1 protein-coding gene is annotated in these 1,267 nt (G+C 37.6%); it reads left to right on the top strand.

Annotated features, from left to right (window positions below):
* Positions 1-89: 89 nt before the first annotated feature.
* Positions 90-1,267: DDE-type integrase/transposase/recombinase (locus MUB24_RS22970; RefSeq protein WP_244708071.1), on the top strand; the 1,178-nt coding region annotated here is incomplete at its 3' end.

Raw genomic sequence — 1,267 nt, 5'->3', positions numbered from 1 at the left:
TTAGAATACAAAAAACTTGCCACCCCCCTAAAATCTGAAGATAATTGAGGTTACCACACACCCAAAATCCCAGAATAGGAAGTGACAAGTTGTACCCTCAATTATTAACTTATTTACTCGAATTTATCAAGTTTCAAGACCAAATTATTCGTACTTTACAAACTCTTCTTATTGGTAAAAACATGTTTGAAAAGCCTACAGAAGAACCTGTTAATAAACCTTATCGAAAACTCCAGGTCGATGATCTCCCGATCATTGAAACTTTTGAAAAACTAAATTATAAAATCCTTCTAGAAGACTATTCGACGGAACATGGGAAACCTCTTAAACCTGTTAAAAGGCATGCTCATTCAAAAATGACTGTTCCAAAGACAATGAACTGTCCCAAGTGTGGTGCTCCATCAGATTATCTTTATGCGAATAATGGAAGTAAAGGGCAGTTTCTGTGTAAAGTCTGTTCTTGTCTTTTCAGTGATAAGAATCGGTTCTCTAAAGAGGCCATTTTAAGGTGTCCTCACTGTGCGAAAACTCTAGAAAAAGTCAAAGAAAGGAAAGATTTTTCCATCTTCAAGTGTAAAAACAATGATTGTTCCTATTACCAAAAAAAGCTAAAAGCCATGTCTAAAAAAGAGAAAAAACGTTTTAGGAAGGATCCTCAGGCATTTAAAGTACGATATATCTTTCGGCAGTTTCACGTTGACTTTCTCCCTTTGTCTAAACAATCACCCGAGTTACCAAGGGTAAATTTGTCTAAGATTCATGCTTCACCGCATACATTGGGTTTAATCTTAACTTACCATGTGAATTATGGGCTTTCAGCCCGTAAAACAGCTGCAATTATGCAGGATGTTCATGGTGTCGCCATTTCCCATCAAACGATATTGAATTACGAGAATAGTGTCGCTTTACTCCTAAAACCTTATGTGGATCATTATCCTTACGAGCTTTCGGATCAATTCTGTGGTGATGAAACCTATATCCGCGTGAACGGAAAATGGAACTATTTGTTTTTCTTTTTTGACGCGGTAAAGAAAATTATTCTTTCCTATCCGGTGTCTCCAAATCGTGATACCGTCACAGCTATTCATGCCATTGATGAAGTGTTGGTAAAGATGAAGGAGATTCCAGAAGATCTCACTTTTGTGGTCGATGGAAATCCCATCTATCTTCTAGCTCAACATTTTTTCGCCCAACACGACATCCAGTTTGATGTCAAACAGGTGATTGGTCTGACAAATGAAGACCCTGTTTCAACCGAATTCAGGCC

The sequence above is a fragment of the Lederbergia sp. NSJ-179 genome (genome assembly GCF_022867885.1).
Lineage (GTDB): Bacteria > Bacillota > Bacilli > Bacillales > Bacillaceae_C > Lederbergia.
This window is presented reverse-complemented; position numbering and strand designations above follow the sequence as displayed.